11 protein-coding genes and 6 pseudogenes are annotated in these 13633 nt (G+C 60.6%); 10 read left to right on the top strand and 7 right to left on the bottom strand.

Annotation, left to right across the window (positions count from 1 at the left end):
- Positions 1–663: 663 nt before the first annotated feature.
- Positions 664–1317 (top strand): annotated as a pseudogene (locus tag NKH29_RS25815) (IS110 family RNA-guided transposase); the annotation flags it as partial.
- A gap of 24 nt (positions 1318–1341) precedes the next feature.
- Positions 1342–1546 (top strand): annotated as a pseudogene (locus tag NKH29_RS32705) (spore coat protein U domain-containing protein); the annotation flags it as partial.
- A 95-nt stretch (positions 1547–1641) separates the two neighbouring features.
- Here NKH29_RS32705 and NKH29_RS25825 read toward each other — a convergent pair.
- The 3 genes from NKH29_RS25825 to NKH29_RS25835 all read right to left on the bottom strand — a co-directional run bounded on the left by NKH29_RS25825 (position 1642) and on the right by NKH29_RS25835 (position 3079).
- Positions 1642–1839 (bottom strand): RNase H family protein, encoded by a 198-nt coding sequence (locus tag NKH29_RS25825; RefSeq protein ID WP_084643096.1) that lies wholly within the window; start codon positions 1837–1839, stop codon positions 1642–1644.
- Between the two features lie 99 nt (positions 1840–1938).
- Entirely contained in the window at positions 1939–2451 is a 513-nt protein-coding gene (locus tag NKH29_RS25830; protein WP_023722565.1) for a DUF2231 domain-containing protein, read from the bottom strand.
- 418 nt (positions 2452–2869) lie between these two features.
- On the bottom strand, positions 2870–3079 hold the full coding sequence (locus tag NKH29_RS25835; RefSeq protein ID WP_023722566.1) for a hypothetical protein: 210 nt from the start codon (positions 3077–3079) through the stop codon (positions 2870–2872).
- Positions 3080–3392: 313 nt separating this feature from the next.
- Here NKH29_RS25835 and NKH29_RS25840 point away from each other — a divergent pair, with 313 nt between their 5' ends.
- Positions 3393–3611, top strand: a complete 219-nt coding sequence (locus NKH29_RS25840; RefSeq protein ID WP_023722567.1) for a KTSC domain-containing protein — start codon at positions 3393–3395, stop codon at positions 3609–3611.
- Between the two features lie 435 nt (positions 3612–4046).
- On the opposite strand, the gene NKH29_RS25845 is transcribed toward NKH29_RS25840, so the two are convergent.
- Entirely contained in the window at positions 4047–4277 is a 231-nt protein-coding gene (locus tag NKH29_RS25845) for a hypothetical protein (protein WP_353000849.1), read from the bottom strand.
- A gap of 181 nt (positions 4278–4458) precedes the next feature.
- Here NKH29_RS25845 and NKH29_RS25850 point away from each other — a divergent pair.
- Positions 4459–5334: pseudogene (locus NKH29_RS25850) on the top strand (IS110 family transposase).
- A gap of 344 nt (positions 5335–5678) precedes the next feature.
- Here NKH29_RS25850 and NKH29_RS25855 read toward each other — a convergent pair.
- Together NKH29_RS25855 and NKH29_RS25860 are read right to left on the bottom strand one after the other, a co-directional pair.
- Positions 5679–6281 (bottom strand): DUF4142 domain-containing protein, encoded by a 603-nt coding sequence (locus NKH29_RS25855; RefSeq protein ID WP_352885128.1) that lies wholly within the window; start codon positions 6279–6281, stop codon positions 5679–5681.
- A gap of 56 nt (positions 6282–6337) precedes the next feature.
- Complete coding sequence (locus tag NKH29_RS25860; protein ID WP_353000912.1) at positions 6338–7735, bottom strand: cytochrome B6; 1398 nt, start codon at positions 7733–7735, stop codon at positions 6338–6340.
- Between the two features lie 228 nt (positions 7736–7963).
- On the opposite strand from NKH29_RS25860, the pseudogene NKH29_RS32710 reads away from it, so the two are divergent.
- Positions 7964–8380 (top strand): annotated as a pseudogene (locus NKH29_RS32710) (DHA2 family efflux MFS transporter permease subunit); the annotation flags it as partial.
- Positions 8376–8782, top strand: a pseudogene (locus NKH29_RS25865) (molybdopterin cofactor-binding domain-containing protein); the annotation flags it as partial. The pseudogenes NKH29_RS32710 and NKH29_RS25865, both read left to right, overlap by 5 nt.
- A 24-nt stretch (positions 8783–8806) precedes the next feature.
- On the opposite strand, the gene NKH29_RS25870 reads toward NKH29_RS25865, so the two are convergent.
- Complete coding sequence (locus NKH29_RS25870) at positions 8807–9424, bottom strand: alpha/beta fold hydrolase (RefSeq protein WP_352958801.1); 618 nt, start codon at positions 9422–9424, stop codon at positions 8807–8809.
- A 553-nt stretch (positions 9425–9977) separates the two neighbouring features.
- On the opposite strand from NKH29_RS25870, the gene NKH29_RS25875 reads away from it, so the two are divergent.
- The 4 genes and pseudogenes from NKH29_RS25875 to NKH29_RS25885 all read left to right on the top strand — a co-directional run bounded on the left by NKH29_RS25875 (position 9978) and on the right by NKH29_RS25885 (position 13442).
- Entirely contained in the window at positions 9978–11564 is a 1587-nt protein-coding gene (locus NKH29_RS25875) for a serine hydrolase (RefSeq protein WP_353000851.1), read from the top strand.
- Positions 11565–12432: 868 nt separating this feature from the next.
- Entirely contained in the window at positions 12433–12576 is a 144-nt protein-coding gene (locus NKH29_RS25880; RefSeq protein WP_352549436.1) for a DUF982 domain-containing protein, read from the top strand.
- A 42-nt stretch (positions 12577–12618) separates the two neighbouring features.
- A pseudogene (locus tag NKH29_RS32715) lies at positions 12619–12818 on the top strand (biotin/lipoyl-containing protein); the annotation flags it as partial.
- Positions 12819–12986: 168 nt separating this feature from the next.
- Positions 12987–13442, top strand: coding sequence for a Ros/MucR family transcriptional regulator (locus tag NKH29_RS25885; RefSeq protein ID WP_353000853.1), 456 nt, complete (start codon positions 12987–12989; stop codon positions 13440–13442).
- Positions 13443–13633: the final 191 nt, after the last annotated feature.

Consider the following 13633-nt stretch of genomic DNA (forward strand, 5'->3'; position numbering starts at 1 on the left):
CGCTAAACACGGGGGCTGCGCGGCGGACACGCCGACGTCACAGCTACTGCCACGCCATTTTTGCAGAACTTGACGCACACAACTACACCGCCTTCGCGAAAGGAGCCCGCCGCCAGCAAGGGGAGGCGACGGACCCCGCCACAGCGGCTGCACATCCGAGAAGGACCACTGCAACCTCTAAACCCGCGAGGGCCTACATCGTTCCCTTGGCTGCGGCTACAACTGGGTTGGTCAGCGGGCTCTTGTCGCTCTAAGTTCCCCCTCATGGCTCCCCTCTCGTTCAACCCTCCGGTCTACGTGAAAACGAAACGTCCGGGCATTCGCAATGGGGTCAGCCACGTCGAGGGAGCCGCCGAGGAACTCATGGCGTGGGACACAAAGGGTCCGAAGTGGACCAAGGCGGTCCAATCCTGCGTGGACGCGTTCGAGGACAGAGTCTTCCCCCAAGAGGTCGTCAGCCTTTGAGGCGGCTGCCAAGGAGGCCAACGTGTATCGTTTTTTGCCGACTGTGCTATGAAGGCAGGTGCGGTGGCGGACCGGAGACCGGAGCATCTTTGGGTGATCGAGGCCGTGGGAGAGCAAGGGTCTTCGTCCGCCGTTCCATCGAACCCGAACAGTCGCCTGGGCCGCAAGCGAAGCCCGATTAGGCAAGGATGGGACAGGATGGAAATCATTGTTGGCATCGACGTTTCCAAGGATCGGCTCGACGTGCATGTTTTGCCGTCCGGCGAGGCGTTCTCGGTGGAGAATGACCACGCCGGGGTGGAGGATCTGGTTCGGCGGCTGGCAGCCCTTTCGCCGGCCGTTGTCGGATTGGAGCCGACAGGCAGCTTCGAGAGACTGGCGGTCGCCGCCTTGGCAGGCGCCGGCCTGGCGATTGTTGTGGTCAATCCGGCGCAGGTGCGCGCCTATGCCAATGCACTCGGCAAGCGGGCCAAGACCGACCCGATCGATGCTGCCGTCATTGCCGCTTTCATCGCTGCGACCAGGCCGCAATTGCGGCCATTGCGCGACGCCGAAACCGAGGCCCTGGCCGAGCTCGTCGCCCGCCGGCGTCAGATGGTGCAGATGATTGTGGCGGAGGACAACCGTGCTCGCACGGTCATCGCGAAACAGGCGCAAAAGAGCATCCACCGGCTGCTCGTCGCGCTTCGGCCTGAGCTGGCAAGCCTCGATGCGGGCATGGACGATCATATCCGCAAGTCCCCAGTCTGGCGGGTCAACGAAAAGCTGCTTTCCTCCGTGCCGGGTGTCGGTCCTGTCGTTGCCCGCAGCCTGATCGCCGAAATGCCGGAACTGGGCAGCCTCGACCGCCGGTTCACCCCCGCAGCCGCAAATGTCAAAGGGGGCGGAACCGTGACTTACGGGCTCTACAAGGACATTGCCCGAACTCAGCCTTGGGGTGATGCGTCGATGGCTGGCAGCATGGTGACGGGAACTGGCACCGGACACCCCAGCCTTGACCGTTTATGGCCGGGTGCCTCCGCAGGCCATGCCGTCGGCCGGTGTTTACACCGACACTGTCGTCGTCACAGTCACTTACTGAGTGGGACACGATGCGGCCCGGGGAGCGATGTTTACTTGGGCAGCCTGGCTAAAGCAACAATGGACGCGAACGCCAATCCGACAGCAATGAGCATTTTATGAGAACCTAGCCGACCGAGCAGCTTCATTGGCTAACCGGTCGACCTCCTCGTTCAATGGATCGCCATTGTGGCCACGCACCCGTTCCCAGGTGATATCGCGGCCGGCAACGAGGGCTTCTAGTTCCTCCCACAGGCTACGGTTTAGAACTGGCTTGCGTTGAGCCTTGCGCCAGCCCTTGGCTCTGCAACTCAAAACTCATGGTGTCTCCCTGGTATTTGACGAATCCCAGAGACACGAAACAACGCCGGTGACCACGACGACGGCTCCCGGCAGGTCGGCCATTCGTCAACCCTATCGGGATAGTTCCGGGCGGGAGTTGACGTCCTCACCCTCTTCGGGATGGACGCCTACCCTGTGTTCGTAGACAAGCGTCCCGCCTTTCCAGCCGGTATAAAGGAGCAGCAGAACGACAATCGTCGACAGCGCCAGGCCCCAGGGCAAGGCGCCCTCGGCGGCACCGGCGCTTAGGCGCAGGATGAAGCTGGCCAGCGCCAGCACCACGGCCACGACGTTGCCGACCATATGGTGCCACGCGGCATTGATGGACCGCACCCTTGAATTTCCAAGAAAATCGGCAAAGCCGGCCAGCGCCGCGGCAGCGCTCATCAACAGGGCAAAGCCGAGCAGCCAGAAGGATGCTTCGGCCCAGAATGCATTGCCGGTCGACCAGAACACTAAATCCGACAGGAATACCGACACGAGCAATGCGATCGGGAAAGGGATCAGCATGGGGTGAATCGGATGGCTGCCGATCTTTGCGGTGGTTGCAACGCCCAGCAGATGATTTGCGCGATCGTCAGCCATGCCCAACAACGTTGAAGGCGGCCCGGGGGTTCCAGGCGAACAGCAGCAATCAGTCGCTATCGAAAGTTGTTCTCAGCGGCGCGATGCGCAGGATGAAAACCTTCGACTTAAATATTCCGAGCCGCGCAGCCGAACCGCCATTCGGCCTCGGCGGCCTTGGAAATGCCGATCCTGCGGCCTGTCAGAACTTGCTGCGTTCGCGCGGTGGGTCTCGACGATGACGCCGCCGACGCCGTGGAAAAGGGCGGGCCGCTGGGCTTACAAGCCGATACGTCTTCCCGTCGGTCTGTCCTGGTGCGGGCAAAGGCCCGACGGTGGTACATTCAACGTTTCTAGATTGACGAGCGCACGCCCGCAAACGCCAAAAAGCCAGGCGCACCTTCGCGGCGGGATCTGGCCCGCCACACAAGCCAACTCCCTAGCGCGCCAGCGGTAGTTTCGACGTTGAAACAAGTTCTTCCTCGTGTGTAATTCCAGCGGTGTAGTTTGCAAGGATACGAGACGCCAGCGCTTCGCGCCGCTGTTCAGATTGACCTTCGAACTTGAGCCGATCGAACACGCGGCCCAGCAACGCGAGTTCGGATGGATTGAAGACGCCTGCCTCTTCAGCTTTTCGGTGGATCGGCATGTGTCCCTCCCACGCCGGATGAGTATGCTGCGCAACTAATCCCATTTGGCTGACGCCCGAGCGGCAATGTCATGGGCGGCTTCTTCGAGACCAGCCGCATTGTTAGTATTGACGCTCGCGCTTTCTCAGAAATCCAACGTGCGCGTGATGCCGAAAGGTGCAGCTACCTTTTTGTGTATCTCGATTGGGAACACGGGACCGCCGCGAAAGTTCGGTGCACGCAGCGAACCCTCCCCTCCAGGTATTGCTGCAGATCGGTATCCCGATCGGCCCGCGCTCCCCGCAAGGGCGCGGGCCTCGGCCTGTGGTGCTCATGCCATCTACTTCGATCCGCAAGATGGAATATGATCTGGATAGAAGGACCCTCTCGGTGTGGTTCGTCGCCAGCGGTAAACGGTACGAGTTTGAGGGGGTACCGCCGGAAACCTTTGCCGCGTTCCGGGCCGCGTTCGCCAAGGGCCGCTATTTCAACGACCACATCCGCAACAATTTCCGCTACCGTCTGGTTGCGAGCGATAGCGACCCGGGATGACCTGACCTGCCGGCGGCTCAATCGTCCTGTCGCTCCAACCGGCGGTTGGTGGACGCGTTGCCGCTGTTGCGCTTAGGGTTGGTTACGGTCCGCGCTCACTTGGCAAGCCCAACCCCCCCCGCATCCCCCGCCTGGTGCAAAGCGTTTGATCGGTCCCGCCGTTCTGGCAGTGCGGCGGGACTTTTTGCGGTCCAGGTGGAACATCGGCGCGCGGGGAAGGCGCGGTGCACGCAGCACCCTTTTCTCATCCAACGTACGTCGCTGGCGCTGAAGGGTCTCAACGTCGGTTTGCCGCCGGAGCTCAACTAGTGGATTATTGCTCGACCGGAAGCGGCTCGTGCTGCGGCTCAGCGTGGTGGAACACCTGTCCAAGATCGCGCGCGTCGAACGTTTGGCCGCAGACTGGGCAGTAGATAAAGTGCTTCGATTCGTCCTCTACCGGCCCGTCATGCGGCCTGCCCTTATAGCCTGTGGCGATGTTGTCGGTTCTAATCCGGGGCATCGACAAGTGCCTTTGGTCGTTTTGGCGGCCGATATTTCTCGCTTGTCACGGTCGACCGTGACTAGTGGCCCGAGGTCGATCGTCACGGTGTCCTCGTCGATGCGCGTGACCTCGCCTTTCAGGTCAATTTGCTGGCCTCGGTTCACCTTGATGTGGTCGATCATGGAATGTGGCAAGTCGTAACCTGGGATAGAGACGCTTACGCGGTCCTCTGTTATCCGCCTTCGAACCGTGGCAGTAATCGCCACTTGGTCACCAATGCCTATTCCCCGAGCCATGCCATGGATTCTGGTGCGGGCAGTGTCTTCTTCAAGAGGCTTCTAATATACGCCAGCCATCCTAAGGCTGAAGCAATATGTCGGATTGGATGTGTCGCAGCGAGAGACCAGCGTTTGCGTCGACGATGATGCTGGAAGGCCTATCTTCCAAGGGAAGGTGAAGTCCGATCCGGGAGCACTGACCGAGTTGCTCCGCAAACGGGCACCTCACGCCGAGCGCATCCGATTCGAGACGGGCCATGTCCAGCTGGCTCTGGCATGAGCTCAAGCGGGTCGGATTGCCGGTCGTCTGCATTGATGCTCGGCATGCGAAGGCGGCACTTTCAGTTCGAATGAACAAAAGTGATGAGAACGATGCCCGCGGCCTGGCCGAGCTGGTTCACGTCGGTTGGTATCGGGAAGTGAAGGTCAAAAGCGCGGAGAGTCAGGCCACCAGATCCATGCTCGTCGCACGGTCAAGACTTGTTGAGGTCCGGCGCGATCTCGAAAACCAGACACGGTCCAGGAATACGGGCTGCAGTTCAGTCGATCGATTGGGTCACAGTTCCGGCGAAAGGTTTGGGAGCTGGTTGCTGACGGGCATCCGCTTCGGTCGTTGGTTCAGGCCCTTCTATCTGTCCACGAGCAGGTCTGCTGTGAACAGGAGAAGCTCGATCGGCAAGTCCGGCATCTCGCTCGTGAAGACGACGGCGAAACGGATATCAATGGCCGCGTCTCACGCTGGGGCGATCGACTGTTGCGAACCTATCTCTACGAAGCAGCCAGTGTCCTCCTGCACCGGACGAAGAAATGGTCCACGCTGAAAGCCTGGGGGATGCGTCTGTCGAGGCGGATCGGCTTGAAGAAGGCAAAGGTGGCGGTCGCACGGAAGATCGCGGTTCTGCTTCATTGCATTTGGGTCGACGGCACCAGCTTCGAGTGGGGCAGCGAAAAGATGGCGTAACAGATCCGCACTCGATCCCAATCGCGGGCCCTTTGCGGAACTCGTGATGTCCCCCGCCGGGACGGTGGTTGCGGCGACCTCGGTCAAACGGCTGACAGCAGTTCATCTGCATCTCGTTGGAAACGTTGAGGCGCCCGACCCGAACATCATCATGAGGCACTCGACCTCGGAAAGGACCATGACCCCGGCGCTGGCAGTGCGAGATCCGGATTGACAACCACCCGCAATTAAAGGGCCGTTTGACAGGCGGAGCTCGCCGAATGGCCACAACAGCTAAGATTGACGCGTTTGGCGGCTCGCGTGCAATCGTAAGCACTGTTCACGTTGCAGATGTGGCCGGCAGTTTATTTGCTCTTTTGCGCTTCCGCTGCGAGCAAGGCTTGTCCCGCCAGTTCCGCGTGCAGCGTGCGCGCCATATCGAGGTGCTCGAGCACCTTTGGTAGGTTGTCTGAGGCGAAGTGCTGGAGCTCTGGATCTTCGCCGGAGCCAATCTCCCAAGCCAGAAGCTGCGCTGTTTTCTGGTGGTCGAGGATCTGCGCAGCCAGATAAGCAAGATCGAACGCGACGCCGTCCTGCTTTTCGAGATCAGCGCGGATTTTCTTATGATCAGGGTCGAGCTCTTCGGGAAGCGGAATCTCGCTCTTGTCCGCGACGGATTTCAGCTGTTTATTTGCCTCGTCGTGATCTTCGACCATTCGATTTGCAAATGCGCTCACCCCATCATGGCTTGTCTTTTCGGCCGCGAGCCGACCCAGTTCCACCTCGGCCCTGCCGCCAGCCGTGACCAGCTGGGCGAAAAGCCGATCCTGATAATTCGTCTGGTTCGGCGCTGGAACTCCGGGCTTCTCCATCCTCGTGTCGGGAGCAAGGCCGGCCGGATTGCCGATCTGCGCCAACGCACAACAAGGCGACAGCCCCACGGCGAAGGTGATTGCGGCAGCACGCATGAGTGTCCTCCATTCCGCGCCGAAGGCGGGCCCCCGGCAGCGGCTCTTTCGCTCGTTCAGAGAGTGAGCAGGTAAGCCACGAGTGAATCCTTTTCCGGCTGGTCAAGCTTCGTTCCGAGCACCAAGTTGAAGAACTCAACGGTATCGCCAAGCGTCATTAGGCGGCCGTCATGCAGATAGGGCGGAGAATCCTTGATCCCGCGCAGTGTGAAGGTCTTTATCGGCCCATCCGGTATGGCGACCTGGTCGTTGAAGGTCTCGCCGATCTTGTAGAACCGCTCGAGCTTCAGGTCGTGCATGTTGTTGTCCATGAATGACAACCCTGGAACATGACACTCGGCGCAGCGGCCCTTGCCCATGAACACCTGCTCGCCCTTGAGTTCCTGCGCACTTGCGGTGGCCGGGTCAAGCCGCCCGAACGGGTCGAGCTTCGGCGCCGGCGGAAAATCGATGATATTCTGCATCTGCGCCATCATCGCCACCTGGTTCGTGCGGTCGGGCAGATTCACCCCTTTGCGGGTGGCGCTCACGTGATCGCCGTTGAAGTAGGCGGTGCGCTGCTCGAATTCCGTGAAGTCCTCGACTGAGCGCAGCGAGCGCTTGGAGCCATGAATCTGCTGATTGAACAGGCCGCGTAGGCTGGTTGTGTCGAGCCGAAAGCGCTCGGCTTGTGGCCGGACGTCCGGCGTCAGGTGAAAGGCTGCGTTGGTATGGAAATTCGCATGGCAGTCGAGGCATGCCACACCCATGCTTTGCATCGCGACCTTTCTGTCCTCGGTCTGATTGAATTCCTCCTGCGGGAAGGGCGTCAGCAGCAGACGCAGTCCTTCCATTTGTACGGGTGTGATGATGCCGTTCATATATTCGTAGAAGTTGCGGATCGTCAGCAGATCACCGCGCGACACATCCCCCAGTTCGGGATGCGTGGTGAGGAATATCGGAGGTGGAAATTCCGGCGTAAGATAGTCGGGCAGGTCGAAATCGACGTCGAAGCGCCGCAGATCGCGCCCTTCATCGGCGCCGATCTCTCTGATCTGGTTTTCCGGAAAGACCTGGCCTCCGGTCGCCTGCTTGACGTGCGGCAGCGGCAGGAAGCCGTTCGGCAACAAACCACGGTCGCGGATTTCTTGGGGAGTCTTGGCGGCCAGGCTGTCCCAGGTCTCGCCTGCCGGGAGTTTGACCCTGACGCCCTCCTGCACCACTTTCCGGCCGCCCGACATCGTGACGCCCCGCATCGGCCGGTCCGCCAGGTTGTAACGGCTTTCGAGCAACTTGCGCTGCCGCTCGATCACGGCGGGTTTTTGCGCTTCGTCATTCTCCTTCACCGCAGAAAAGGGCAGGCTTGGCAATGGACGATAGGTCAGATCTGGCGGCAGCGGATCGGAAGCAGCGGTAAGCGTGACCGCGGCGGCGCCAAGCAGCGCCGGCAAGCCAAGGTTGAAGACACGTGACATATCCCCTCCCAAGATTATGAAAGTCTCAATACGAACAGACCGCCCCAACTCCCACGTGCGATGTTTGTTCCCGTGACTCCAACCAAACCGGACCGCGTCGTTGATGAGCTCGGGCGAGCCGCCGTGATAGTAAGACGACTGGAATTGCAGAGCGGTAATCCTCCTTGACCAAGGCCAACGCAACGGCTGGTTCGTGTCGAGCTTCATCACGACGTTTGCAGTCATTTCTGGGATATTGGCCGCGGCGATCCGACCGTCGACATACGCCTGCTGTTCACTCGCCAATTTGGTGCATGTTTCTTGGTTATGATGGCAGTCGGCGCCGTCATGTTCAGCACAACGCAGATCATGCCACAGCTGCAACAAACGGCATTGGCCTACACAGGGGACGCTGTCGGGCCTCTCGATAATGCCGGGCGGCATCGCCATGCTGCGGGTATGTGGGTGGCTACGTTCGCCCTATGGCATATGACGTCGCTCACCCCGACGCCAGCTACTACTTTTTGCCTTTTGGGCGCGTCTTCCTGATGATCGGACTGCGTTCCTGATCATCCCTATTTCGACCGCGGCTTACGTCGGTCTCCCTGCGCAAAGACCAATCAGGCGTCAGCGCTGATCAATGTCGCCCGCAACATCGGCGGCTCGCGCCTCGATTTCGCTGGTGGCGGCGGAGGAACTCGGTATCCCCTATGAGCAGGTCAAGGCGGTGGTCGCCGATACCTCCAGCCTCGGCTACAACGATATGACGGACGGCAGCCGCGGCGCCTTCTCGTCTTCGATGGCGGCGATCTCCGCCGCCCGCAGCGCCATCAAGATCCTGCGGGACCGCGCCACGCAGACATCCCGGTCGACGACCTGGCCTGGGAAAAGGGCCACGCGATCGCCAGGGGCGCGACGCACGGCCTTTCGCCGCTGTCGCTGGAGGACGCCGCGTCGGGGAAGACCGGCGGACCGATCGCCGGCCACAGTGAGCTCGTCGCCCACGGCGCCGGCGTCTCCTTCGCCACCCATATCTGCCATATCGAGGTGGATTCCGAGACCGGCTCGTGGCCTGCGGCTCGGTCGTCCTCGTCATGTTGTCGGTCTATGCCTAACCCGGCCCTGTAGTCCTCGATCACGCCGTGGACCGTCGCCGGATCGTGGATCGAGGCGAGAAATCAGCGTAAGCCTCCGCGCCCATCTCCGCGGGATCACCGCCGTACCATGCGTCTGGATTGGCAAGGATAGCCTGCTCCGGCTTTTCAGGCTGAGCGAAGAAGAACCAATGCCACCAAGCCGATGCGAACCGAGCGTCACATCGCGCCAGCGCATGCCGATCGGAATGGCTTGCCGGCTGACGGATGCCGGATGATCCATTGCTGTCCGAAATGCGGTGTACGCCCCACGGTCCTGACCCGCAAGTCCGAAGAGATCGAAGCCCAGATAGTACATAAGGGCTAAGCAATCGCGGGCATTGGACCTTTTAGACGAGCCCGAATGGTCAGGCATGTCAAAGGGCTTGGCCGAAACCGCGAAGATCAGGCAAATTACGGTGTATTCCTCAGCCAAAATCGGCGCCACGCGATGCCAAGTGGCATGGGTGCGAGGATGACCGTGCAGCATCAGAAGCGGTGGGCCCCTTCCACCAACCCGCACTCTGAGCGTCGCATCCAGAAGTTTGATCTGCTCCAGCGAGAAACCTTCAAACATGCAACTCCCTCCATTCGCAACATTTGTCAAACGTGTAAACGGGAGAGGCAGTTCAATGTCGGCTTCCGCGGGATGTGAACTTGCCACGTATTTCCGAGAAGAGGTCGTGAGCCGAATGGCGGCTTTAACTGGTCCCGCGGCAATAACCGGACGGACAGCAAACGGGCCCCGTGCCGCAGGCAAGATCGGTGAAGACGAAGCGTCCCGGCCCCTCGGCCATCGGACCCCATGCAGCTGGCCGTAGGGCCTCGCGATGGGCCATATAATTGGCTTCCATGACTTTCTGGTTGGCCGCCAGCCCGTTGGCGAACAACTCCTGATTAGATGCCATTTGCCGCCCGGCCTTGGAACGTGACGTTCTCCCGCGCAGTCCCATCCAATTGCCGCCCGCGTAGGTAACGCGGATACTTCACCAGGTCCCGCAATCACATGCGTGCAGCCGCGGTCGCTGTCTGATCTTTGGACTTAAACATGTCAGTAGAAATAACTGTAACCATCTTTCATCTTGCCGCGTATGATCCGATCATCTGCCGTGCAAGTTTGAGGACATGCAATGAAGAAGGCCGCTGCTCTCATGGTGCTTTCCCTCGTTACCATGCTCCCCGCCATGGCAGCCGCGCAGTCCTACGTGCCGGAGCTTGGGCCATCGCCGCCGCAGGATGCTGTGCAGCTGTATCCCGGCGGTGTCGAGAAGGCTGTGGCCGCCCTGTCGGACATCGTCAAGAAAGTCAAGGAAGCATCCGACGTTCCCGGCTTCGCCGTGGCGGTGGTGCAGGGCGGCAAAATGATCTTTGACGAAGGCTATGGCCTTCGCGACAACCGGGACGACACTTCTAGGGTCAGCAGCACTACCATTTTCCAGGTCGCCTCGGTGTCGAAATCGATCTCGGCCACGGTGGCCGCCATCGCCATGACGAAGGACCACAGCTTCGACTGGGATACCGCGGTCGGCAAGGTCTGGGACGGCTTCCGCCTCAATCTCGACTATGTCTCGGGCAACGCCACCATCGGCGATTTCTTCGCCCATCGCTCGGGCCTGCCAATGGCGGCTGGCGATGAGCTCGAGGATCTCGGCTTCCAGCGCAAGCAGATCGTCGGCGGCCTGTGGATGGTGCCGCTCGATCCCTTCCGCATCTCCTATCACTACGCCAATTTCGGCACGACGATCGGCGCCGAGGCAGTGGCCCACGCCGAGAAACAGCCTTGGGAGCCGCTGGCCAAGAGCCTGTTGTTCGATCCGCTCGGTATGCGCTCGAGCAGCTATCGGCACGAGGACTTCATGGCCGCCGGCAAGAACCGCGCCCTGCTGCATGCGCGCGTGGCGGAGAATGTGTTCGAGCCGCTCTATGACCGCGATCCCGACCAGCAGGCGCCGGCGGGCGGCGTCTCCTCCAGCGTCCAGGATCTTGCCAAGTGGATGATCCTGCTGCTTGGCGACGGCACCTATAACGGCCAGCCCATGATCGACCCGAAGATCCTGCAGCCCGCCATCACACCGCAGAGCGTGACCTACCGCGGCGAGACGCCCGATACGCGGGCCAGCTCCTATGGCTATGGCTTCAATGTGGGGGTGAACGCCAATGGGCGCACCACCATGGGCCATTCCGGCGGCTTCCTGCTCGGCGCCGGCACCACCTTCCAGATCTTGCCCTCGGCCGACGTCGGCATCGTCGTGCTCACCAACGGCTCCCCCGTCGGCGCCGCCGAGGCGGTCGCCGCCAGCTTCATGGACATCGTGCAATATGGCCAGATCACCCGCGACTGGTATCCCTACATGAAGCCGCGGTTCATGGGCTACTACAAGCCGGTGGGCGACCTCGCCGGCAAGGTCAAGCCGACGAACCCCGCCAAGGCGCGCAGTCCATCCTTCTACGAGGGCCAATATACGAGCAACTATTTCGACACCGCCACCGTGCGGGCCGATGGCGACAAGCTGATGCTCGAACTCGGCCCCAAGCCCATGCAGTTCACGCTCGAGCACTGGGACGGCGACACCTACGCCCTCACGCCCCGCGGAGAGAACGCGCCGACCGGCTCGCTGTCATCGGTGAAGTTCGTCGGTTCCCCCGGCGGCATTCGCGCGCGGGTGATGACGGTGGACTATCTGAATGAGAACGAGTTGGGGCATTTTCAGAGGTAGGGGGTGAAGGCGTCGGGTGCTTCATACACCCCATGCCGTCGGTCGACCTCACGCTTCAAAGCCTCGTGGGCGCTCGCCAGACAGAGCCGCAGTGTCTTAAAAAGCGCCTCGTCTCGTTGGGATCAAAACCACCCTGGGTGGTGGCCACCGACCGGCGGTGGCCCTCCTAGTGTTTCACGGCGTGCTCGGCCGCTGCCTGAAGGAATGCGTTCATAGCGTTGATGATCTGATGATCGCCTCGGCTCCTTCGATGTTCATAGCGAACTTCAGCTCTTCCGTGTCGGTATTCAAAGTCAGAATGCCGATCGAGGGACGATTTTCCTTCGAGAACTCCGCGGCAGCACCCACCCCGGTCAGGACGAACAGCGGCTTCGGAGTCTTCGTTGCGGTGCCCTCGCGGCCAAAGTTCGCGCAATCACGAGAGATGCGTCGAGTGCGGCGTTCTCGTCCCTCGCCCGCTTATCAGCCGGGAGGTGCTCTATCGCTTCGCGAGCTCCAACGCTCCAACCCGCTGCGATGACCTTTCCCATCAGATCCTAAAATGCCCAGACGCTCCCCTACGGCCATTGCGGCGGCGGCCTTTCCTCAAGAGAAGCTGCTTTCGCCTCTCGCCTTCCACGCTCGACGAGAGCGTCAATGTTGCGGGCCAACGCCGGAGCTAGCCCTTCCTCGCCCGGCGTAGTTGGAGTGCCGCGAGCCATATCGTTCCAGGTGAAGCTGGGGTGCATAGGTCGCTCCTAATCTTACACCTAACAGTGCATTTTGAATTTTGCTCCATGACCGCAAGACGACGGCTGGATCGCTTGTATCGACAGGTACTTTTTCGCGGTGAAGGTAGAGTCGAACGCTTAAACGCCGGCCTGACCTGATGCGTTATGATTGGCCCATTGGAGAAACTGGTCGCCGGATCCAGGCACCCATGGCCTGCATGCTCGGCTGGGATAGGGCCCCGGAGATTGCCCGCGTGGCATTTCTCAGCGCCGCCAAGGAAGCGAAAATCTTGAACGCCTGACATCTCCCGAATGCACGTTGCCATCCTGGGCTGTGTTCGCGTGTCCGCGCGCCGAGGCCTGGCGTCTCTCGGCGCTCTCGGTCGCTGCCGTCCAGGCGGTGAAGGCCGGCGATCTGCTGCTTTCGATCGAAGCGGTGAGATGGAACGGCGCTGCATGCCGAGCGCGACAGCACCATCGCCGAAGTCCAGATCAAGGCCGGCGACCAGATAATGCCAACGATCTGCTGATCGCATTCGGGTGAATGAGGGTGCTACACCTGAACGGAAATCGGCCGCAAACACGCATGTCGCAGAAGATGACCAGCAAAGTCGGCCTTGGAGTAATCTAGCGTCAAATAATCGTTGTTTGCAATTGCGCAGGCCGAATTTTCCAAATAGGAACGCCGGAGATCAACAAGGGAACAATTTTGATGGATGAACCAATTGGGCAGAGAAGGGCTGATCTGCTAGGGATGACAGCAGATATCGTCGCAGCCTATGTCCAGAGCAACGCAACGCCCGTGGCGGATCTGCCGAATTTGATCGCCAGTGTTAATTCTGCGTTGTCTGGCCTGGATGAGCCGGTCGCTGCACCATCGCCAATACTTACGCCCGCGGCAAATCCTAAGAAGTCGATCTTTCCCGAATACATTATAAGCCTTGAGAACGGGCGCAAGTTCAAGTCGATGAAGCGCCACCTGGGCTTGCTTGGCATGACACCTGATGAGTACAGAGCCAAGTGGGGTTTGGCGCGGGACTATCCTATGGTAGCGCCAAGCTATGCGGCTCAGCGGTCAGCGCTGGCCAAAGCTGCCGGTCTCGGCCGCAGGGCGGTTGCCAAAACGCCGCCAAAGAAAGCACCAGCAAAGCGCAAGGCCAAAGCCTGACAGTGCACGAATTCGGGCCATGCCATCAGGTCTAGATGGTCCAGGTGGCGTGGCTGGGAATGAGCTGCCTGGCTTCGCAGTTCAGTAAGCGCCGCTCACGCCACAACACAAGCTTCAGCACTGCTTGCGTCTTCACGTCCTCGTATCCTGGCGGGGGCAGGAGAGGTCGATCAATGTGCGATCGACAAGTC

The sequence above is a fragment of the Mesorhizobium sp. M1295 genome, from assembly GCF_040318135.1.
Lineage (GTDB): Bacteria > Pseudomonadota > Alphaproteobacteria > Rhizobiales > Rhizobiaceae > Mesorhizobium.

Coding starts and splice junctions, on each gene's coding strand:
- NKH29_RS25860 (WP_353000912.1), bottom strand. CDS start 7,735: ATGTCACGTGTCTTCAACCTTGGCTTGCCGGCGCTGCTTGGCGCCGCC.
- NKH29_RS25880 (WP_352549436.1), top strand. CDS start 12,433: ATGCGTTATGATTGGCCCATTGGAGAAACTGGTCGCCGGATCCAGGCA.
- NKH29_RS25870 (WP_352958801.1), bottom strand. CDS start 9,424: ATGTTTGAAGGTTTCTCGCTGGAGCAGATCAAACTTCTGGATGCGACG.
- NKH29_RS25885 (WP_353000853.1), top strand. CDS start 12,987: ATGGATGAACCAATTGGGCAGAGAAGGGCTGATCTGCTAGGGATGACA.
- NKH29_RS25855 (WP_352885128.1), bottom strand. CDS start 6,281: ATGCGTGCTGCCGCAATCACCTTCGCCGTGGGGCTGTCGCCTTGTTGT.
- NKH29_RS25840 (WP_023722567.1), top strand. CDS start 3,393: ATGCCATCTACTTCGATCCGCAAGATGGAATATGATCTGGATAGAAGG.
- NKH29_RS25835 (WP_023722566.1), bottom strand. CDS start 3,079: ATGCCGATCCACCGAAAAGCTGAAGAGGCAGGCGTCTTCAATCCATCC.
- NKH29_RS25830 (WP_023722565.1), bottom strand. CDS start 2,451: ATGGCTGACGATCGCGCAAATCATCTGCTGGGCGTTGCAACCACCGCA.
- NKH29_RS25845 (WP_353000849.1), bottom strand. CDS start 4,277: ATGATCGACCACATCAAGGTGAACCGAGGCCAGCAAATTGACCTGAAA.
- NKH29_RS25875 (WP_353000851.1), top strand. CDS start 9,978: ATGAAGAAGGCCGCTGCTCTCATGGTGCTTTCCCTCGTTACCATGCTC.